Origin of the sequence: Rhodopila globiformis, assembly GCF_002937115.1 — a bacterium.
GTDB classification, from domain to species: Bacteria; Pseudomonadota; Alphaproteobacteria; order Acetobacterales; family Acetobacteraceae; genus Rhodopila; species Rhodopila globiformis.
This window is the reverse complement of record NZ_NHRY01000270.1, coordinates 36,239-56,022: the sequence shown is the minus strand read 5'-3', so window position 1 is coordinate 56,022 and position 19,784 is coordinate 36,239. Positions and strand designations below refer to the sequence as shown.

The window sequence follows — 19,784 nt, the reverse complement described above, 5'->3', positions numbered from 1 at the left end:
CGCCCTCAACATCCTGCGGTTCAACAAGGTCAACAACGTCGCCGACGCCCTTTGGCGCAACGCCATGAACCTCAACCGTGTCCTGGCATATGGCGGAACCTGAAGTAATCAGAATCGAATGACCTTGCCGTCGCCACGACGGAGCCGCGGGGGCGGGCTGGCCGTGTTCCTCAGCGCGGATCACCCGATTGAGAGCATCCAGGTGCCGACCGACGCCGAAGCTATACGGCAAGCACTTGTTGCCGATGGCGCATGGCAGGATCCGAACGCCGAACATGGCCGGATCCAAGCTCCAAGCAAGGCACGGTGGACGCATCCGTCGAACGAAGCACGGTATTTGACCGGTGTCTTCGGTATGGCGGGCAGCCTGCGGCGTGCCAGCAATCTCCTGTTGCACCCGTTCTTGCAGAAGACATTTGCAAGGTTTGGTGGAACACCAAACCTGCCGTCGGATAAGATAGCGCCAACTGTTTCGAGGCTACAGAAGCGCGCGCCGCGTGAAGCCACATTCGATTTGCGTAGCGAGCGCGACAGAGAGGCACTGGGACTCCTGATCGTCAAGGCTTCGCAAACGTTGAAGAACCCGATGGATTATATCACCTATGATGATCTGAAAGCCGGATGAAAGGCTCACCGCAAGGCGTATTGGGATGCCAACCCGCAGCCGAATCAGCCGGATTCGAGCGTGGATTGGGACGCATACGAGGAACGGTCACTCGACTCCTGCTTTATCGAGATGCGGCGACGGAAGATCGTCTTCCAGGGACATCAATGGACATGTCATGCGTGCCACCATAGAAACTGGGTTGATCTCTCGGCGCTGTCATCAGAGATGTCCTGCGAAGTCTGCGCCCGTTCCGAACCCGCGCCAGTCGACGTTCGGTGGCTCTTTCGCCCTAATGAGTTCTTGATCGAAAGCCTCCGGGACCACAGCGTACTCTCGCTTATCTGGCTACTGACGAAGTTGTGCTGGGAAGCACGAAGGTCATTCATGTTCGTGGGTCCGACATGGTTCGGATTTACACGGGAGGATGATCCCGAGGCTGAAGCCGATTTGTTGGCGGTGGTCGATGGCAAGGCGGTGTTATGCGAGGTGAAGTCTTCATGGCGCAGTCTACGATCGTCGCATATCTCGGAACTTGTGGCCCTGGCCATTCGCCTTCGGCCCGACGTTGCGCTGCTTGGGATCATGGAAGTCGGAGCAGGACCGACGAATGACCTTCAATCAGCGAAAGCGCAGCTCGCCGCTCACGGAATAGAATTTCGGCTTGTCATTCCGGATGGCCACAGCCTTGAAGACGGTCCCTACCTGCATCTCGATTGAAGATTTGCTTAGGCAACTGCCCCGTTACCTAGGACATCACATAATGCTTGGAATTGCGTGGACGGAAAGCGTCCCGCCTTCCCGCTGAGGAGATCTCCCAGGTATATATCTGGAAACTGTCACGCGTCGGCCCGTCCGGAAAAGGAGCCGCCCGCCGGGAGATGATCCTGTGCGGAAACTCCTGGTCCTGGTAGTCCTCGAACAACGCCTTCAAAAGCGGAATTCTGACCTTGTCGATGGGCACAAGGTTGGTCCGACTGCGAACATTGTTGTCGTGCCGCAGGACCGGTCGCGCAGGCGTGCTCTTGGCATCTGAAAACGTCGGCTGAGCGAAGAACTTCTCCAAGTCAGCTTTCTTGCCACCCAACAAAAAGAAACAGCGGGCATACTCGTGGTAGGCCAGCAACTCCAATCTTATCAAGTCCCAGATGATGCTTTGCACACTCGGCTTTGTCTTTCCGATCCATTTCGACTCGACCGCGATCGATATCTTCGGGTAAGGATCGCACACGACAAAATCAACCTCTGGCCGGCGTCCGGGACCAGTCGCCAGTGGTCCGAGGATGGGATGTCGGTATTCCGCGCGAGCCCGATTGTTGCTCTGCCCGCTCAGAATCTGTCCGATCGGCTGAGCTAGGTATTTTTCACTGAACAGTTCCACACGTCCGCAGGCTCGTTCGAACTGCAGCCAGCCACCCACTCCCTGCGTCAGAATTTTTGCATAATCGAGCATGCCATCCTCCACCAATGGCGTTGAAGCATAGTCCCAACCTTCTGCGAGAACCTGCCTGCTAGTGGCAACGCGGAGCTGAGCCGCTATCTCAAGGCTGACTATCGCAGGACAGCATTTTTGGAACCGGGGAGCCGTATCCTGCTGCGCCGGCCACGTCAGAATGGCATGTCTGTTGGCATTTTCTCTGCCGTGCTGTCCCACGTCCCAATAGTGGCAACGTGGACGATTGAAAGTCTCACCACCGCGGGCGAAGAACCGGCCAGCCTTATCCCGTGGTATATCGCGACGGCTTGACGAATCGTGTAGTTACGACCACAAGCCCCGCCTCAATTTGACTGGTCCCCGGGCAGAGACGTCGAGGTAGCCAATGACAGCGGAGGCGCCGGAAGAAACAGAATCCCCCTCCCCCGAGTTGCGCTCACTGGCAACCGAGGCCGACTTCAATGTTGTCGACATCGAGGCGCCGATCCGGGAACTGCGGCTTGCCGATCCGCATGAGATGTTCACGCCCTATCAGCGGGCGTTTACCGCGGCGCTGGAAGCCAAGGCCGAATCCGCTCAAGTTGTATATCGCCTACTGGCGGCACTCTGTGGCATAGCGCTTCAGCCGTCAGACCGGGGCAGTCCCTGGGGTCCGATGATGACGTTCGAGACGGGCCGGACCGCGATCCCCGAGGATTTTCGAGGCGAACAGACGGCTACCATTTCGGCGATCGTCGGTAAGGTGGAGAGCCCGGGACTGCGTGCGCGGTTGGCCGATATCGCATGGTCCAACGACCGGAAGGACGGTCGATCTGCCGCCATTGCTGTCAGCGCCTATTGCGGCACCGTGACCGGCTTGCTCGATGGCAGCCTCAGCACGTCTCACGGACGCGCAGAGGTCCAAGAGGCGCTCACTTTCCTTCATCGCGCCATGCAGCTCGCCAAAGACAGCACCGCACGCAACAAGCGGCCACCAAAGGTGGCTCAGACATTCGAGGCGATGCATGCGGCGACGCTCGCCGCCAAGGACATCTGGACGTTCGTCAGCATCATCGATCTGGGCTTGGACTACGGCCTGCGGCAGCCAGCCATTGCCGCACGGGAGCTTGAGGCGTTGGCTGGTACGATCCCGCATAGAACCTATCCGATAGCGGTGAAGCGGGCTTGGGACCTGGCGGCACGCCTGTATCACAATCTGAACGACAAGGATGGTCGGCAACGGTGCCTGAATGCTGCTGTCCATCAGACGCTTGCCATGCGGGACGAGGTTAACGGCTCAGCCGGTGCCGAAGCAGGCTGGGTCATGGATGCCCTGCAGCAGATTCGCCACGTCGAAGGCGAGGAAAAGCTGGAATACGACCTCGAGATCGAATTGCGCCGGTTGCAGAAGGCGCAGCTGAAACAGATGGGCACCTTCCAAATCAATCTCCACCTGGATGGTGTGCCCGAGCAAATCGCCGAGCAGTTTTCGGCACTGGAACTTTCGGAAGCGCTCAAGCAGTTTGCGATCTTGGGTCGTTCACCTGACCCGAAAAAACTGCGCGAGGAGGCACTGAAGACGCGCACCGAAGCGCCGTTCATGTCGATGATCTCGGTCGGGCATTTGGATGGAGAGGGTAGGACCGAATCAAAAAGCGCCGGCGCGTCCATGTCCGGCGAGCCAGAAGAGACTTGGTTCCGGCGAATCTACGACCAGGTCGAGAGCCCGCGGCGGGCTCGACTAGTCCGGGGGTTTGTCAATCCGGCCCGATTGGCGATCCAGACAAAGTTCGGAATCTCGGAGCGCCACTTTAACGCGATCGTTGGCATGTCCTCCCTCATACCGGAAAGCCAGAAGCCGATCGTCGCACTGGGATTCACCCGACTGTTCCAGGGTGACATGATGTCGGCGACCCATCTTGTCATTCCGCAACTCGAACCGTGCCTGCGGCACGTCCTGAAGATCAACGGCCATGATCCGTCCAAGCGACGTGACGACGGCACCGAAGAAGATTTGGCGCTCGGTCCATTGTTGGGCTCCTCGCTATTTCGGATGGGTGGCCCGCACGCAGAGGTTGAGTGTCTGGGAGCGCTTGTCGGCCAAGCGCTGGCTAAGTAGGTAGCCAAAAGTCTTGGGACAAAGATCGGAGCCAGAATCTGCTGGACGCCATGCCAGACTTCCGGCGCGCTTGTGCTGGTGTCAGGTTGAGCACCCATTGGCTTGCGCGATCGGCCAGGTCGTCGATGGAAGCAGCCTGACGGTTTGCAGCGACATCACGTTTCAGCTCTTTCCATAGCTGATCCATCGCATTCAGCTCCGGCCACTGCCTCGGCAGCCAGACAAACTCGATGCGAAGTGCCTCGGCCAACGCGAGCGTCGCTGCCGCGGTATGTCCGCTGGCTCGGTCGGCCAGGAGCCAGATCGTGCCTGCCCGTCGGTAGGCTTTGCGCAGTGCCAGCAGAAACGCCCGCACTTCATGGGCACCTGCGTTGCGGCTGACGTGAACCGTCCGCCGCGCGGTTCGCACATTGATCGTGCCAAACAGGACGCGCTTGGCGTTCTGGCCGGTGATCGCCACCTTGGCCTGCGTGCCGATCGCCGCCCACATCGCCCGCAGCGGTGGAAACAGGCGCAGCAGCGTCCAGTCGGTGAACAACAGCACATCCCCCGCCTGGAACCTGCGTTTCAGCCGTCGGATAATGCCCCCTTTTTGGCGCCGACATGCGCCGCGCGCTCACTGTAGACGTAGCGCGGACGCTTCCAGCGAAACCGGGCCGCACGGATCCGCCGCCGCAGTGTGCGGGCACTGATCACGACGCCCTGTGTGCGCAGATGTGTGGCCAGTAGTGGCACGGTCCAGGTGTTGGCGTCATAGCCAAACCGGCATGGGTCGCTCGTGAGGAGTTGGCGGAGCTTCTTGTCTGTCAGGACCGGCGCCGCGCGCGGACGACCAGATCGTCTTTCATCAGCAAGCGCTGACGGCGCTTGTTCAGCCAGATAGCGCTCGATCCAGCGATAGACGGTGCTGCGTCCAACACGCGCGCGTTTGGCAACCTCGTCCACAGGCTCGCCTGCGGCAATCTCGGCAACAGCCTGAAGGCGTCGATAAAGTCTTGCGTCCCGCGCCTGAGCAAGCGCCTGCGACAGACGCCTGCGATCAGCCCGACTGAATGCCGGATAGGTCGATCTGGGTGTGTCCATCCAGATACCGTCGACCCAGCACGGCATCTGTCGCAAGCCTCCTGCGACAAAACTCCGAGCCCCGCGATTGCAGATAATGCCCTATTTCCAAGGCTTTTTTCGTGCATCTCAGGTGTATATATGTCGCAAAACTTTTGGCTACCTACTTAGACCGTAACGCCAACAAACGACCGGCATATGAATAGGGGGTTTGAGATATGCGCATCCTTTTCATTGGTGATGTCGTCGGCAAGTCTGGAATGGACGCCGTTCGCGCGCATTTCCACTGTGACCGAAGGCTTGTCGGCGAACGAAGCGGCGGCAGTGCGAGGTCGCCGCACGGCTGGCGGCGACCTCGTATTGCGGCTGCCTCAGGCGTGCGCGGCTGACAAGCCTCCCCGGTTGGCGAACGCCCCATAGACGCCGCCGAGCACGGCGCCGCGCACCGCGAGCCTCGCCCGATGCAACAGGACGCCTATGGCGCCATCGCTGACGCCGCATCGCTCGACTTGCAGGCTGGACTGCGCTTGCGAATCGGCTTACTGCGATTCCGTTTCATGTGGGTTCGATGAAGCGGAAACAGACGACAGCAGAACCGCGATCAGGCCGGTCCAGCCCGTCTGGTGGGAAGCGCCGACGCCTCGGCCTGTGTCACCGTCGAAATATTCGAAGAACAGCGGGTCGTCAGCGAAATACGGATCGCCCAGCAAGCCGCCGGCGTCGCCGAACAGAGGGCGGCGCCCGTCCAGCCCGCGCCGGAAGATACGCGCAAGCCGAAGCGCGAGTTCCTCGGCGACGCGGTCGAGGGTCAGGAAGCGCCCCGATCCGGTCGGACATTCCACCATCTCGCTGTCACCGTAATAATCGTGGAACCGCCTCAACGATTCGATGATAAGGAAGTTGACAGGCATCCAGACCGGGCCGCGCCAGTTGGAATTGCCGCCGAACATACGGCTGTCGGACTCCGCCGGCACATAGCGCACGGTGAGGTCCTGACCGTCCTGACGGAACGTATAGGGCTGGGCGAAGTGGACGCGCGAAAGCGCCCGCACGCCATGGTCGGACAAAAATTCCGATTCATCCAGCATGCGCCGCAGCACCGCTTTCAGCGGCTCCGGCCGCAGCAGGGCGAGCAGGCGCCGCCGGCCCACGCCAGGCGTGTCGCCGTGCGATACCAGGGCTGCCAACCGGGGGACGTATTTCGACAGCCAGCCAAGGCGCAGGGCGAAGTCGGGAAGCTTCTCAAGCAGGTCCGGCTCCAGGATCTCGACGGCGAACAGCGGGATGAGGCCGACCATCGAGCGGATCTTCAGCGGCGTCGGCGGACCGTTGCAGGGGCTCAGCATGTCGTAGAAGAACTGGTCTTCCGCATCCCAAAGCCCCGCCCCCGACTCGCCCATGTTGGTCATCGCTTCGGCGATATGCAGGAAATGTTCGAAGAACTTCGTGGCGATGTCCTGATAGGCGGGATTGTACAGCGAAAGCTCCAGGGCGATGCGCATGAGATTGAGACTGTACATCGCCATCCAGGCAGTCGCATCCGACTGGCCCACAGAACCGCCGCCAGGAACGGGCCTGGAACGATCAAACACGCCGATATTGTCGAGCCCGAGGAATCCGCCCTGGAAGATATTGCGCCCGTCAGCGTCCTTGCGGTTGACCCACCAGGTGAAGTTCAACATCAGCTTGTGGCAGACGCGCTCAAGAAACCCGAGATCGCCGCGCCCGCCGTTGGCCTGCCGGTCAATCTCGTACACGCGCCACGTCGCCCAGGCGTGGATCGGCGGGTTGACGTCGCTGAAGTTCCACTCGTAAGCGGGAAGCTGGCCGTTTGGATGCAGGTACCAGACCCGTCCGAGCAGCAGCAGTTGGCGTTTGGCGAAGTCGGGATCGACATGCGCCAGCGCCACGCAATGGAAGCCGAGATCCCAGGCGGCGTACCACGGGTATTCCCACTTGTCCGGCATGGAAATGATGTCGGCATTGTTGAGATGACGCCATTCATGGTTGCGTCCGCGACGACGCTCGCGCGGCGGCGGCGGCTGGCCCGGATCGCCGTCCAGCCATTCACCGACGTCGAAGTAATAGAATTGCTTGCTCCACAACAGGCCGGCATAGGCCTGCCGCTGCACCAGACGGGCGTCCGCGTCGGCGACACCCGCCTGCACGACGGCGTAGAACCGGTCCGCCTCATCGCGCCTGGTGGCAAAAACCGCTTCGAAATCGTCGAACGGCGCAGGATGCGCGTCGGGAGCAAGCCGCAGTCGCAGGCACAGAGCGCCGCCCGGGGGAACGCGCGCGCAATAATGGGCGGCGGCTTTCGTGCCGGTTTGCGCCGGATTGACCGCATCGTCCCGCCCGCCGGCCACGTGGTCGTGGAACGCGTCCTTGGGATAGCCCTGTGCCGGCGCTCCGTAGAGGCGGGCGGCGTTCGTGTCGTTGTCGCAGAACAGGAGCCGAGGCGAACCGTCGCAATAGAGCCGGTGCGGCGGCAGCTTCGCATGCCGGACTGCAATCGCGCCGTCATCGGCGATGCACAGGCCGGGACGCTCGGTCTGCGGATTCCACGACCAGACGTTGCGGAACCAGAGCTGCGGCAGGAGATGAAGATCGGCGGCCTCCGGTCCCCGATTGTACGCGGTGACCCGCATCAGCAGATCGGCCTTGCCGGCCTTGGCGTATTCGATGACCACGTCGAAATAGCGCCCGTCGTCGAAGACGCCCGTATCGACGATTTCGAACTCCGGCTCGGCCAGTCCGCGCCGCCGGTTCTCCTCGACGAGCTGCGCGTAGGGGAAGGCCGCCTGCGGATATTTGTAGAGCATCCGCAGATAGGAATGGGTCGGTGTCGAGTCGAGATACCAGTAGAGTTCCTTGACATCCTCGCCGTGGTTGCCCTCGGCGTTGGCGAGGCCGAACAGACGTTCCTTCAGGAACGGATCGCGGCCATTCCACAGGGCGAGCGCAAGGCAGAGGCGCTGGTCGCGGTCGCAGACGCCGCCGATGCCGTCCTCGCCCCAGCGGTAGGCCCGGCTGCGCGCCATGTCGTGGGTCAGGTGGGCCCAGGCGTCGCCGTCGGCGCTGTAGTCTTCGCGCACCGTTCCCCACTGCCGCTCGCTGACATAAGGGCCCCAGCGCCGCCAGCCGCGCTCCTTGCCGGCATCCTCGGCCAGCCGGGCGTGCTCCGGCGAGTTGGCATGCGCATCGCCCGTCGATGCCGTCGCGTCGTTCATGCGGTCGGTCGCAGGGGTGTTCAAGTCGCCTGCCTTTCCTGTCTCTGCCCGAGGCCCGGGACCCCGCCATCCGCCCATTTGAAGCGATGAAAGTCGAAACCGCCCGCGAGCCCAGGCTTGACGATCTGGAAATACGGCGACGCGTCGAAGTCGCGCGGCGTGAACAGGGACTGGTGCCGGATGCGCCACAGCTCGGCCACGCAATCGCGGCATGCGGGCGAGTCGGCAACCGTCGCCTCGATTTCCGGCAGAATCGGATAGCGAATCGACTGGAACGCCCCGGCGATGAGCGTCGAGCAGATCGCGCGGGTCGGGTCGCCGCTGCCCAGCCCGATCATCCGCCGCCGCCAGCTTGTCGGAACCGGCGGTGTCGGCAGAAGATACCGCACGAGATCGACGATGTTCTTGAGATCGTAGCGATGGCCGAGCCGGGCGACGACATGATGGATCACGGCTCGCGCATCGTCGTCGCTGAGCCCCAGCGGCCGGCAGATGCGGGTGTGCAGGCCCGCGAATTCATCGAGCCCGACGCTGCGCACGCCCTCAACCAGATCAGCCTCGACGAAGCAATGATCCGGGTTCGCAAGCCCGGCCTCGAAGCCGACGAACAGCGCGGCGTGCGACCACGTCGACTGGGTCAGGTATCTGATCGCGACGCTGATACGGGAGTTGCCTTCGACCAACAGCACGTCGGCCGGGCGCAACGCGGCGAGCAGCGCCGGCGCCGCTGTCGGCGGGCTCGGACTGTGGAGTGGCCGCGAGCGCGTGAGCCAACGCGCCAGCGCCCCACCGGCCTTGGACGCAAGAGCGGACGACATGCGAATTCCCCCCATCAGAGTCGCGATCGCAGAACGGCCAGGCCCAAGGCGACGATTCGCCCGATGGTCCGGAGGCTTCCAGGAACGCGTTATGGCCTCAGAGCCTGAAAATCAATCGACTTTTGGCCGGAGTCCAGGTTGCTAACCTCCTGTAAAATGTAGTATTATTATTTAGATTCGTCCAGAAAACCGATTGATTTTCAGGCTCTCGGTCAGTCATGCGCGCCGCGGATGGTGACACGACCGCGCCGGCTGATCCGGCGACATCGAACCAACCGGCGCAGGGTTTGACCGTTAGGGCAACAGTCACGCTCCACCCCGATTGGTATCACGTGGCGAGGCGGCTATCGGCCTGCGCAAAGGCGGCGTGAGCATCCGCCAGGAGCCCGGCAGTAACGTTTCCCATTTTCGTTGTCCTTCTCGTCAAGGGCGCTCAGTCCCCGGAGGGCTTTGCGTCGTGAAGCTCGGAGAGGATGGCGGCGATGCGGGCGTCTTCGCCCTCATGCTGCGCCTCGGCCTTGACCGCGGCCTGCGTCAGATCGCGCGTTGCACGCATCTGGCGGAGGAACCGCTGGCAGCCCCGGCACATGGCCAGGTGCAGCCGCATCGCTGCCGTTTCCCGGGCGCCGAGATCGCCGTCGATCAGGGCGCTGGCGCGTCCGGCAACGTCTCGACAGCTCAGCATGTCACCGTATCCTCTTCATGTTGCCTCGCCCCCATGACAACCGGGACGGCCTGGCGTTACGGCATGGCTGAAAAAAATTTGTCCCCGGGTGACGCTCAAGGCCGGTCCTCCGCCAGGGCAGCGTCAAGCCTGCGGCGGACCGCGAGCCTCGCCCGATGCAACAGGACGCGCAGGGCGCCATCGCTGATGCCAAGAGCCGCGCAGATGTCGGCCGGTCCAAGCCCCTCCTGGCCGCGCAGAAGCAGCACCGCCTGCTGAGACGGCGGCAGCGCCTCGATCGCGCGGTTGACGTGGTCGAGCAGGTTGCGGCCGGCGATGATCTGTTCCGGGGTGACCTCCTCCCACAGTGCGGGCAGGTCCTTCCATCGGCCGCGGCCGTCGAACGCGGCGGCAAGGCCGTCATCCTCGCCGTCGCTGTCGAACGACACCATCCGTCCATCGCGCGCGGCCCGCGTGCGCGCCTTGTTGGTGAGGATCGTGAAGATCCACGCCGTCAGCGAGGAGCGGCATTCGAACCGGCCGATGTTGCGCAGCACGGCGACCCAGGCGTCCTGCGAGACTTCCTCGGCCGTGTGGCGGCTCTTCACGATCGCCGTGGCGAGCCGAACCATCGCGCTGTTGTGGCGACGATACAGTGCTTCGAAAGACGCCTTGTCGCCCGCGGCAAGCCTTCCTGCGAGCGCGATTTCGTCCGGCGATGAGGCAGTCATGACAACCGGCGGTCCCCCTCGCTCAATGTCGCTTCCGGCGCGGCGCGTGCACGCGGCGATTGCGGAATGTTTCCCTGCGCAGAATAGAACGCATCTTCCCCTTGCGCAATGAATTCGCAACTGCCACGGCGCGGCCAGCTCAACGCCGGCTGCATGCCGCGCCGCCCAGCACGCAGAATTCGGCGCAGTAGCGGTGGTTCAACGCAACGGCCCCCACAGCCTCGGCCAGCGTCGTTCCAAGCTCGAACCGCGGGTCGTACGGCAGCAGAGTGCAGGCGGCGACGGATGGCGCATCGGCGCCGCGGCGGCGGATCACCATGCGGGACGAAGCGCACATCACCGAATCGGGTGATCGGCCCAGGATGCCCCAGCAGGCCTCGGTAATCTCGGGAACGTCCCGCGCGCTGCCCATGTCAGGAAACAGTATCAGGCGCACAGGGTCGAGCGCGTCGATCCCAATCCCGCGTTCAGCGAACAGGCGGCCGAACCCTTGCCGCACACGCTCGGCCGGTTCGCCGGACAGCAGGCGGGCGGCGACGTGCGTCTCGAAGCCGTTCCGGACCAGCCACAGCAGGCCATCGAGTGCAGGTTGCCAGGTCCGGGCGCCCCGTTCGGCTTCGTGGACAGGCGCCGTATAGTGATCCAGCGAGACACGGATCGTCAGCCGCTTGCCGAACCGCTGGTTCAGGTCGAGCAGCGCCGCCTCCGTCCGGCGCATCGGCTTCATCGCGTTTGTCAGCACCAGCGCGGAGAACCCGCCGGACAGCACATCGTCGAGCATGGCGGGCAAAGCCGGGTTCATGAACGGCTCGCCCCCGGTGAAGCCGATCAGCCCGGTCGGCAGGCCGTCGCGCCGGATTTCGGCCAGGTACAGCAAACCGCAGGTCGGTTGGGACAGGGCGACGGTGCACCTCACTCGTCATGGCCCGGCTTGTCCGGGCCACCTGTCGCGGCACACGTGCTGGAATAGGTGGCCCGGACAAGCCGGGCCATGACGATGAAGACAGGCCGTCTGCGTCCCAACTAAGCTGCGGTCTGCTGTAGCGCGCGACATCGGCGCGGCTCAGATAGGCCAGGCGGTCGTTCCGAGGCGAGGATTCGATGTAGCAGTTGACGCAGGACAGATTGCACAACGTCCCGGTGTTGAACCACAGCGTCTCAAGGCCGTGCAGCGCGACCTTCGCCCGGGCTTCACCGCGCGCGGTCACATCGGGATCGTGGAACTTGCCGATCGAAAAGCCTGGCTGAACAACGGAAGCCGGTGAGGACATGCGTGCAGTTTCCTTCTGGTCCAGGTCGCGGCGGCCGCCGCCGCAGTCCGTTATGGTTCCGTAATGCCCGGAATGCCGATCCGCCGGGACGGGCCGCTGACCTTCGCCGAGGCGCGACGTCCCGGCGCGGATCGCGGCCGTTGCCTCGTTGCCCCTCATGCCGTGCCCCGCATCCATGCCTGGTAGCGTGCGAGCCACCGGAACAGCCAGGGCGGCGCGTGGCTAGTCCGCCAAGCGCCCGCGACGCTGCGGTTGGCCTCGGTATAGGTCGGGTAGGCATGGATGGTGCCGAAGACCGCCTTGAGGCCGAGGCCGCGCTGCATCGCCAGTGTCAGTTCGGCCAGCATTTCGCCCGCGCGCGGTGCGACGATGGTGGCCCCGAGAATGCGATCCTTGCCGGGCACGGTGAGAACCTTGACGAAGCCCTCGCGTGCATCGTCCACGATGGCGCGGTCGGATTCAGCCAGATCGTAGTAGCTCACCGCGTAGGCGATACCTTGGGCCGTTGTCTCGCGCTCGTTCAGCCCCGCCCGGCCGACCTCCGGCTCGATGTAGGTGACGGCAGGCATGACGGCGCGGTCGGCCCGGATCCGGTGAATGTTTCCGAACAGCGCGTTGATGGCCGCGTAGCCGCCCTGGTGCCCGGCGGCATGGGTGAACTGGAACGGACCTGCCACATCGCCGCAGGCGAGGATGTTCGGGTATTGCGTCTGAAGATACGGGTTCGTCTCGATCGTGCCTTTCGCGCCCAACCCGATGCCAAGCGTCTCCAGCCCATAGCCGGTCGTCCGGGGCTTGCGGCCAACGGCAACCAGCAGGGCATCGAAGCCGATCGAGACGCGCGCCCCCTGCCGGTGGAACAGCATGGTGCGCTCGTCCCCCTGGCGTTCGGCCGCGACCGCCTGGTGCCCGGTCAGCACCTGAATGCCATCGCGGCGCAACCGCGCGTGGACGAACGCCGAAACCTCGTCGTCCTCACGTTCCAGCAGCCGATCGGCTTTCTGGGCGACGGTCACCTCGGCGCCGAGGCGGGCAAAGGCCTGCGCGAGTTCGCAGCCGATGGGACCGCCGCCAAGGATCAACAGGCGCCGCGGCACCGTCTCCAGCGCCCAGATGGTTTCCGATGTCAGGTAGCCGACGGCCTCCAGCCCGGGAAGCGGCGGCACCGCAGGTTCCGCCCCGGCCGCGATGACGATGGCACGCGTGGTCAGGGTTTCACCCGAGACCTCGACCGTCCATGGCGAGGTGATCATCGCCCGGCCGAGCCGGACATCCACGCCCAGCCCCTGGAAGCGCTCGACGGAGTCGTGCGGGGCGACCGCGGCGATGCAGGACCGGACATAGCGCATGGCAGCCGCCGTATCGACCTCGCCCACGGCGCCGATCAGCCCCATCGCGGCGGCCGCCCGTGCCTGTGCAACCAGCCGGGCGGCGTGGATGATCGCCTTCGACGGCACGCAGCCGGTGTTCAGGCAGTCGCCGCCCATGACGTTGCCTTCGACCAGCGTGACCTTCGCGCCCAGCTTGGCCGCCACCAGGGCGCTGACCAGCCCGGCGCTTCCGGCGCCGATGACCACCAGGTTCCGGTCGAAGCGCCGCGGTTTCCTCCAGGCGGCGCTCATCCGTGCCTCATGAGGCGGCGGGTCACGGCGCGGGCGGCAAGCGGCAGGATCGCGAGCAGCAGCAATGACCCGATCATCACCGGCGACAGGATATCGGACGCGCTCCGGACGTGCTCCAGCCGCGTCCCCGCGTTGACGTAGACGATGGTGGCGGGAAGCATGCCGATCTGGCTGACGCCGTAGAACAGGGCGAGCGGGATGGCGGTGACGCCGAAGACCAGGTTGATCAGCGTGTAAGGAATGACTGGCACCAGGCGCAGGCTGAGCAGATAGACCCAGCCGTCCTTCTCCAGGCCACGGTTGACCTGCTCCAGGCGCGACTGGAACCGCCGCTTCACCCAGTCGCGGAACAGGAAGCGGCTGGCGAGGAACGCCGCGGCGGCGCCGAAGGACGAGGCGAACGACGCGAGGACCGTCCCTTCGGGAAGCCCGAAGATCGCGCCGCCCGCCAGGGTCATCACGACAGCACCGGGCACCGCCAGGGTCACCACGGCCATGTAGAGCAGGACATAAGCCGCCGCGGCGACAACGGGCTGGCGGTTGCGAAATGCCAGGAGATCATGCTCGTTCGACCGCAGTGCGTCCAGCGAGAGCACATGCTGCAACCCAAGCGCGAAGAACGCCGCGATCAGCCCGGCGATGACGGCCAGGACGGCGATCCGTGTGATCCAGGGCGACAGGGTACTCATCGGCCGGCGGCCACCGGCGCCGCATCCGGCCAAACCACAGTGGGCAGCGTGAGCGCCACGCCGCGCTGCTGTAGCTCCATTGGCGGCAACACGTCGGTGCTCGGCCAGAGGCCGGAGCCCATGGCATCGGCGTATCCGGCGGGCAGCCCTGCCGTCCATATCGCCGCGGCGGCCGTGGCATGATCGTACTCCAGCGGCAGGTGACAGATCTCGATGCCGCCGTCCGACGGCCGCAGGACGCTGAACCAGACGCGCGGCGTGCCGTCATTCGCCGGGACGCCGATGGCGCCCGGATTGTGCCACAGCCGGCCGTCCACCACGCGGGTGAACGGCAGGCCGCAATGACCGCCGATGACCCCGTCACAGCCGGTCACGCCAATCAGGCCGATAAGGTCATCCGCAGGCGCCGAGGCAAAGACGAACTGGTTGATACGCCGCGGGCTGCCGTGGACGACAGCCAGCCGGCGGTTGCTCATCTCGACGTCGATACGGCGTGGCAGGCCGCGCATCCAGGCCCGGGCGTCGTCATCGAGCGCGGCATTGGCGTGCGCATACCACGCGACCGACAGCAGATCGCAGGCGGAGCCGCCGGCAAAGCCGCAGCCGCAATCGGCGGCCCTGGTGCCGAGCGATTCCTCGCAATTGCCCATGACAACAGGGATTCCCATGCGGCGTACGAGATCGACGGTCGCCGCCGCATCGGCCGCGTAGGCCACCACGTCGCCGGTGCAGATGATGCGCCTGGGCGGAATGCCGAGCCGTTCCGCCGCGGCAAACAGGGCCTCGGTCGCCTGGAGATTGCTGTAGCATCCGCCGAACAGCAGAAGCGGTTGCGACACACGGATCACGGGCACACGGTCGTCGGTGGTCATGGCTCAGGCCCTCTGCACGCTGCCGGATATGCCGATCGGCCGCGGCGCCAGCACGGCGCCTGCGATGAAGGTCACGCTGCACAACGCCACACCCCATGTATTGACACCAAGATCAAGCGCAAACGGCCCGCTGCCCAGCCGGACAATGTCCGGAAGTATTCGCATATGCGCGAACGTCTCGACGGCGCGGGTGATGCCGAGCACGACGCCGGGCCAGAACGCCATCTGGTAGCTGATCGGCCCCGCCTGCGGAATACACGACAGCAGGAAGATCGGCGCCAGGCCCATGACCATCGTCCCGCTGATCGTCGTCGCGGCGATGATGGCTGGCCCAACCTTGTCGCCGAGGTAGATGCTCAGCAAAGGAAGGTTGCCGACGATGGCGACCACCAGCATCGCGATCCGTCCGGTCGTGACATGCCCCCGCGCCGGGGCCAGGTCCTGCGGGCGCCAGTCACGCGCCGAGAGCTTGGCGATGCTGGTGAGGGTGGAGTCGATGGTCGAACCGCCGGTCATCAGCATGATGGCATTGAAGACCAGCAGCATGGCGAGGCCGAACGCGCCCGGCACCGTCACGCTCGGCGGCCGTCCCAGTCCGAAGGCCAGCCCGTAAAGCCCGATGAAGCTGAACAGGAAAATGAAGCTGCCGCTGAGCAGGGCCGCCAGCAGGAAGCTGTTCAGCGCCTGGCGCGGCCGGTTGAGGAAGCCGCGGTCCGTGAGCACCGGGTCATGGAACGGATAGGAAAAGACCTGCACCAGCGCCAGCAGGCAGAACGTGATGCCGCTGCTCCGCGTGGCCTCGGCCACCGTCGGGATGCCTTTCGCCTGCAAGCCCGGAAACAGCACGGTCAGCACCAGGGCGAGCAGGATGAATGCCAGGAAGATGTGGACGCGGTCGGTCGTCAGGCTGGCCCGCATGCCGCCGCGCCACGCATAGGCGACCGTGAAGGCGGTGATCAGGACGACCGCCGCCCAGTAGGCGCCGCTGCCCTCGGCGCCGAAGTAGAGCGACATCACCTTGGTGTTCGACCAGATCTCGTTCCCCAGCCGGAAGGTGACCAGGATCATGAACAGCTTCGCCGCCGTGGCGCCGTATTTGGACACCAGGAAGTGCGGCAGCGACCGGTAGCCGCCCCGCGTCCGCAGCAGGTAGATGGTGATCCCGGCGACGACAAAGCTCAGGTAGTAGATCGTGTAGCCGATGCCGCCGGTGATCCCGTAGCCGTACGCCAGGTCGGAGGCGTTGGCGATAGACTTGGCGAACACCCAGGTAACGGCCGCACTCATCGCGACCATCAGGATGCCCGGCGGGTCGCCGGCGTCGGTGCGCCCGTCGAAGAACTGGTTGGCGTTCACGCGCCGCGGCGTGACCCACCAGGTCAGCGCGCAGAACGCAAGAAGGATGAGCCAGGGGCCAAACGGCTGCAAATTCTGTCTCCAGGTGCACGCGGTCAGGATGGTACGGCTTCGCCCGGCATGGACGCACCGGGACCACTGCAATGTTCGGCACCAGACGGACAAAGGTTACAGGCCCGGGGCGCGCCCGCTCGAGCCGGGCAATCGCACGCGGCACCAGCAACGAGACCATTCCTGCGGCGTGGTCGTGCCGATTGGCTCGCGATTGCCCTGTTGCCCACCAACTCGGTGCCGCCGAGGCAGCAATTCCGTTGATTGACCTGGATCATCGATCTGCGTCGGGCAGGCGGTACGATGGTCCAGGCAGTGAACGGGACGGCAAGCAGGGCTGCATGCAGACTGTGAAGGCGCAAGGATGGCCGACCGGAGACCATGGTGGCGGCGAGACAGAGGGTCATGATCCGGCACGGCCCACGGCGTGCGCTGCGACGGCGCCGGTCGCATGTGTGAACTGCTCGGCATCGCCGCGGCGGCGCCGGTCACGGCCCGCTTTTCGTTGCAGCGCCTGGCGCGGCATGGCCGGGTAGCGGGCGATCCGATCGACGGCTGGGGTGTCGTGCTGCACGACGGGCGCGATGCCCGCTGCTACCGCGAACCCGAGCCGGCACGGCGAAGCGCCTGGCTCCGCTTCGTCGAACGGCACCAGTCGCCGGCGTCCATCCTGATCTCGCATATCCGATTGGCGACGGCGGGCACGGTCGCGCTGCGCAACACCCATCCGTTCGTGCGCGAACTCGGCGGGCGCATGCATAGTTTCGCCCATAGCTGACCGCCGAGGACGTGGCGCTGGCGTACAAAGGCGGCGCCATCATTGAGTCTTGCTTCAGGAGAATGAAGCAGACGGGGCTGGAGGTGCGGCCGATGTTTCATTGGGCGCCGCGGCGGATTGAGGCGCACGTCAAGCTGTGCGTGTTGGCCTTGCAGGTGCAGCGTACCGCCGAGATCCGCACCGGCCTGTCCTGGGCGCGCATCGCCCACTTGCTGGGGACGCTGAAGGCGGTGCGCTACGTCGCTGAGCGGCAGACGATTGTTCAGCGCACGAAAATCGGTCCTGAGTTGGCCGGTCTGCTGAAAACGCTTGGAATATCAGCGCTCAAGCAAGTCATGGCGATGAGTGAGGCAGCCGAGACCCCCGCCACGTCATAGACACACGCCCGGAATCCGTCTCCTGTAAGCCACTGATTTGGGCCACGGATTCAACGCGTGTGTCTCGTGACCGCGAACCCAGGTCGAACGAGAACTGGTTTGTGAGGGTCATGATGCGCGCTCCGCAGGACCGTGTTGATGGTCGCGGAGCAGATTCGGCCAGATCGGCGCGCCGGAAAGTGGGGCGGCGCAAAACGCAAGATCTTTGCGTCAGCGCAGGGACCATGATTCTTTTCAGAATCTCCTGCCGCGCTGCCGATTCTTTTTATGTCAGCGCCATGCCAGGGCTAAAATGAGGGGATGCCTGAGCCCGGCGACAGCTGTCCGGACCAGACGGGTGAGACCGGCGTTGGTCAACCCGATCGCGCCCTCCTTCACAACGGCCAGCACGAGCCCGTCTTCCGTATCGATACCAAATTGGTCCCGCCGCATGGCATCGGGCGGCTCCTGCGGCGCACAGGCTGCGGTCAATGCCGTGCAGAGAAGGAACGCATACCGCGCCAATGTTGGGCCAAAGGCTGAGCGCCTTCTTTCTGGCGATATGTGGCCGGCCTGTGTATTCCTCGGCATTTTCCTGCCACCCCCCGGCAGATCCTTGTCCGTGACGTTACTGAAAAGTATTGACTGGCGTCGAACGATGTGCCGGTCATGGCTGATTCGCTCCGGCATCGGCCACGCCGGGACGGTTCCACCACCCGCCGCCGAGCGCCTGGAACAGCGCCGCGGTATCGGCCAGCCGGCTGGCCTGCGCCTGCACGACCGCAAGGCGCGCCTGCTGGTCCGTCTGTTGCGCATTCAACAGCGTCAGGTAGGCCACCTGGCCGAGCGCCAGCTGCTTGCGGGTGATCGCCAGCGTCCGCGCGGTGGCGCGCTGCGTTTCCACCGCGGCGACCAGGGCATCGGCATCTGATTGCAGCGCATGCAGCGTGTCCGCGACGTTCTGCATCGCCGTCAGCACGGTGTTGCGGTACTGGGCGGCGGCCTGGTCGAACGCCGCCTGGGCGGCGCGCTGCCTGTGCAGCAGGGTGCCGCCCTCGAACAGTGGCGTCGTCAGCCCGGCGCCCAGCGTCCAGAAATTGGTGCCGGGCAGAAACAGACTGCTGATGGACTCCGCCTGGTTGCCAAGTTGCGCCGTCAGCGTGAGCTGCGGCAGCCGCGCCGCCACGGCGACGCCGATCTGCGCGCTGGTGGCATGCAGGGTGGCCTCGGCGGCGCGCACGTCGGGACGTTGCACAACCAGCTTCGCCGGCAGGCTCACCGGAATTTCCTGCGGCAGGTGCAACGAGGCAATCTCGAACCGGGCCGCGACATCCTCACTCGGGTAGCGGCCGGCCAGTACCGCCAGCAGGTCGCGCTGTTGCGCCAGTTGCTTCTGCAACGGCGGCAGCGCCTGCCGCGCCTGCGCCAGCGCCGCCTCCTGCGTCGCCACCTCCACCCCGGCGACCTGACCCAGCGCCATCTGCCGCCGCAGGATGTTCAGCAGGTTGGTTTCAATCGCAATGGTCTGCTGCGTCGCCGCGACCTGGCCGCGTAGCGAGGCCTCCTGGATCGCCGCGGCCACGACGTTCGAGCTCAGCGTCAGGTACGTGGCCTCCAGCTCGAAGCGCTGGTTCTCGGCCTGCGCCGCGAGGGATTCCACGGCGCGGGCATTCGCTCCGAACACGTCCGGCACGAATGAAACGTTCAGCTCCGGCGTGATCAGGCTGTAGTACGGGTTGCCGCTGGACGAGAAGGGCGCCACCGTCCGCGTCGGCGTCAGGTTGCGGCTGCCGGACAGCCCGGCGGAAATTTGCGGAAAATACCCGCCCACCTGCGCCCGCTCGTTCTCCTGCGCCTGGCGCAGCGCGGCGCGGGCGGCATCGACGGTCGGGTTGGCCTTCAGCGACTGTACGACAAGGTCGTTCAGCGGCTGCGACCGGAACAGCGTCCACCACTGCGCCGGAATGTCCTTGCCCATGTCGAAGTACTGCGCTGCGCCAGCCACGGCGTCGGCCGAGGCGGTGCGCGCCGGCAATCCGTCAGGCGCATAGCCGGTGACGTCCGGCGCCGCCGGCCGCTTGAAGTCCGGCCCGACCGTGCAGGCGGCGGTGGTCAGCAGCAGGGCGAGGGCGAGCGGGCGCATC

General features: G+C 64.8%; 18 protein-coding genes and 1 pseudogene. 5 read left to right on the top strand and 14 right to left on the bottom strand.

The features are described 5' to 3' along the window. Positions 1-163: 163 nt before the first annotated feature. Together CCS01_RS33350 and CCS01_RS33345 are read left to right on the top strand one after the other, a co-directional pair. On the top strand, positions 164-625 hold the full coding sequence (locus CCS01_RS33350; RefSeq protein ID WP_146102051.1) for a hypothetical protein: 462 nt from the start codon (positions 164-166) through the stop codon (positions 623-625). 366 nt (positions 626-991) lie between these two features. Next, a complete protein-coding gene (locus tag CCS01_RS33345; RefSeq protein ID WP_146102050.1) occupies positions 992-1,324 on the top strand; it encodes a hypothetical protein in 333 nt (110 codons plus the stop codon). 28 nt (positions 1,325-1,352) lie between these two features. Here CCS01_RS33345 and CCS01_RS33340 read toward each other — a convergent pair whose 3' ends face one another. Further along, positions 1,353-2,057 (bottom strand): hypothetical protein, encoded by a 705-nt coding sequence (locus CCS01_RS33340; RefSeq protein WP_146102049.1) that lies wholly within the window; start codon positions 2,055-2,057, stop codon positions 1,353-1,355. A gap of 367 nt (positions 2,058-2,424) precedes the next feature. On the opposite strand from CCS01_RS33340, the gene CCS01_RS30720 reads away from it, so the two are divergent. Beyond that, positions 2,425-4,137 carry a DUF7380 domain-containing protein gene (locus CCS01_RS30720; protein ID WP_104522804.1) on the top strand — a complete coding sequence of 571 codons (1,713 nt, stop codon included), beginning with the start codon at positions 2,425-2,427 and terminating at the stop codon, positions 4,135-4,137. Here the strand turns inward: CCS01_RS30720 and CCS01_RS30715 are convergent. The 11 genes from CCS01_RS30715 to CCS01_RS30665 form a co-directional block, all read right to left on the bottom strand. Beyond that, positions 4,130-4,675 carry a transposase gene (locus tag CCS01_RS30715; RefSeq protein WP_146102048.1) on the bottom strand — a complete coding sequence of 182 codons (546 nt, stop codon included), beginning with the start codon at positions 4,673-4,675 and terminating at the stop codon, positions 4,130-4,132. The two genes, CCS01_RS30720 and CCS01_RS30715, sit on opposite strands and share 8 nt — an antisense overlap. A 29-nt stretch (positions 4,676-4,704) precedes the next feature. Next, positions 4,705-5,247 (bottom strand): helix-turn-helix domain-containing protein, encoded by a 543-nt coding sequence (locus CCS01_RS30710; protein WP_204848478.1) that lies wholly within the window; start codon positions 5,245-5,247, stop codon positions 4,705-4,707. 491 nt (positions 5,248-5,738) lie between these two features. Then, positions 5,739-8,456, bottom strand: coding sequence for an MGH1-like glycoside hydrolase domain-containing protein (locus CCS01_RS30705; protein ID WP_239992463.1), 2,718 nt, complete (start codon positions 8,454-8,456; stop codon positions 5,739-5,741). Then, positions 8,453-9,250: a C40 family peptidase gene (locus CCS01_RS30700; RefSeq protein WP_104522798.1), complete on the bottom strand. Its 798-nt coding sequence runs from the start codon at positions 9,248-9,250 to the stop codon at positions 8,453-8,455. The genes CCS01_RS30705 and CCS01_RS30700 overlap by 4 nt, the downstream gene beginning before the upstream one ends. A 433-nt stretch (positions 9,251-9,683) precedes the next feature. After that, complete coding sequence (locus CCS01_RS30695; protein WP_104522796.1) at positions 9,684-9,935, bottom strand: zf-HC2 domain-containing protein; 252 nt, start codon at positions 9,933-9,935, stop codon at positions 9,684-9,686. Positions 9,936-10,030: 95 nt separating this feature from the next. Continuing rightward, positions 10,031-10,645 carry an RNA polymerase sigma factor gene (locus CCS01_RS30690; protein ID WP_104522794.1) on the bottom strand — a complete coding sequence of 205 codons (615 nt, stop codon included), beginning with the start codon at positions 10,643-10,645 and terminating at the stop codon, positions 10,031-10,033. A 139-nt stretch (positions 10,646-10,784) separates the two neighbouring features. Then, positions 10,785-11,561 (bottom strand): radical SAM protein, encoded by a 777-nt coding sequence (locus CCS01_RS34075; protein ID WP_158258701.1) that lies wholly within the window; start codon positions 11,559-11,561, stop codon positions 10,785-10,787. Between the two features lie 510 nt (positions 11,562-12,071). Next, positions 12,072-13,538 (bottom strand): dihydrolipoyl dehydrogenase family protein, encoded by a 1,467-nt coding sequence (locus CCS01_RS30675; protein WP_204848477.1) that lies wholly within the window; start codon positions 13,536-13,538, stop codon positions 12,072-12,074. Continuing rightward, on the bottom strand, positions 13,535-14,227 hold the full coding sequence (locus CCS01_RS34840; protein ID WP_204848476.1) for a TVP38/TMEM64 family protein: 693 nt from the start codon (positions 14,225-14,227) through the stop codon (positions 13,535-13,537). Before CCS01_RS34840 ends, CCS01_RS30675 begins: the two co-directional genes overlap by 4 nt. Continuing rightward, a complete protein-coding gene (locus CCS01_RS30670; protein ID WP_104522790.1) occupies positions 14,224-15,099 on the bottom strand; it encodes a metallophosphoesterase family protein in 876 nt (291 codons plus the stop codon). Before CCS01_RS30670 ends, CCS01_RS34840 begins: the two co-directional genes overlap by 4 nt. Before the next feature lie 3 nt (positions 15,100-15,102). Then, positions 15,103-16,527: an SLC5/6 family protein gene (locus tag CCS01_RS30665; protein WP_104522788.1), complete on the bottom strand. Its 1,425-nt coding sequence runs from the start codon at positions 16,525-16,527 to the stop codon at positions 15,103-15,105. A 430-nt stretch (positions 16,528-16,957) separates the two neighbouring features. Between CCS01_RS30665 and CCS01_RS30660 the strand changes: the two genes are divergently transcribed. Next, positions 16,958-17,284: a class II glutamine amidotransferase gene (locus CCS01_RS30660; protein WP_104522786.1), complete on the top strand. Its 327-nt coding sequence runs from the start codon at positions 16,958-16,960 to the stop codon at positions 17,282-17,284. Continuing rightward, positions 17,281-17,661 (top strand): annotated as a pseudogene (locus tag CCS01_RS30655) (IS1634 family transposase); the annotation flags it as partial. The gene CCS01_RS30660 and the pseudogene CCS01_RS30655, both read left to right, overlap by 4 nt. Positions 17,662-17,931: 270 nt before the next feature. On the opposite strand, the gene CCS01_RS33330 reads toward CCS01_RS30655, so the two are convergent. Together CCS01_RS33330 and CCS01_RS30650 are read right to left on the bottom strand one after the other, a co-directional pair. Further along, positions 17,932-18,330 carry a hypothetical protein gene (locus tag CCS01_RS33330; protein WP_146102046.1) on the bottom strand — a complete coding sequence of 133 codons (399 nt, stop codon included), beginning with the start codon at positions 18,328-18,330 and terminating at the stop codon, positions 17,932-17,934. Continuing rightward, a complete protein-coding gene (locus CCS01_RS30650; protein WP_104522784.1) occupies positions 18,308-19,783 on the bottom strand; it encodes an efflux transporter outer membrane subunit in 1,476 nt (491 codons plus the stop codon). Before CCS01_RS30650 ends, CCS01_RS33330 begins: the two co-directional genes overlap by 23 nt. Between the last annotated feature and the right edge of the window lies 1 nt (position 19,784).